This window comes from Erythrobacter sp. HI0063, assembly GCF_001635685.1.
Lineage (GTDB): Bacteria > Pseudomonadota > Alphaproteobacteria > Sphingomonadales > Sphingomonadaceae > Qipengyuania.
The window spans coordinates 1-895 of sequence record NZ_LWFF01000119.1; the positions used below are offsets into that span (position 1 = coordinate 1).

General features: G+C 61.7%; 1 pseudogene. It reads right to left on the reverse strand.

Features of this window, described 5'->3' with window-relative positions:
- Positions 1-20: 20 nt before the first annotated feature.
- A pseudogene (locus A3736_RS16985) lies at positions 21-766 on the reverse strand (IS5 family transposase).
- Positions 767-895: the final 129 nt, after the last annotated feature.

Sequence of the window (895 nt, forward strand, 5' to 3'; positions counted from 1 at the left end):
GATGAATCCTACCAGAGCGTCTAGGTTTCGTGGACAAAGGGTATCCAGAGTTTGACTGAGGCGAGCGCGACGAAGCCGAGATAGGATTCCTTGGTTTTGTCGTAGCGGGTCGCAACGCGTCGCCAGTTCTTGAGTTTATTGAACAGTCGCTCGATCAGGTTGCGCCACTTGTATTTCGCGCGATCATGCGCGGCGGGATTACGCCGGCCCGCCTTGGCCGGGATCACCGCCTCGACGCCCGCCGCCTCAATCTCTTCGCGGATCGCATCGGCATCGTATCCCCGATCAGCCAGGAAGGCCTCGATCCGGTCAGTTATCATGCGGAACAGCGGTGCGAAGCCCTGCACATCGTGCGCTTGCCCCGGTGTCAGCACGAAGCCGAGGGGCAAGCCTCTGGCATCGCACCTTGCGTGGAGCTTGGTGGTGAAGCCGCCGCGCGATCGGCCAAGCGCCTCGGTTTGCTGAGTCCCCTTTTTATGCCGACGGCACAATGATGTGCCCGGACCACGGTGCTATCGATCATGTCGGCGGCTGTGTCGCGCCCCGCCAGTTCCGCCAGCGTCTCCAGCATGGCATCGAACACGCCGGTCGTAACCCATCGTCGATAGCGCCGGAAAACGCTGTTCCACTTGCCATACTCATCCGGCAGGTGACGCCACTGCGCTCCGGTCCGCGCGATCCACATCATGCCTTCGAAATAGGGGCGGTTGTCCTGCGCCGGACGGCAGCCACGACCCCGCTCAGGTGGCAGCAGCGGCCCGATCACTTCCCACTCTTCGTCCGTAACGCCAATCCGCTCGCCCAAGGCTGCCTCCAAAAGCCAGCCTTGAATCAAGGTCCGAGTCCACAGTCAAGCTTTGTCCACGAAACCTAGCTTGCTTGGAACGACGGGTCG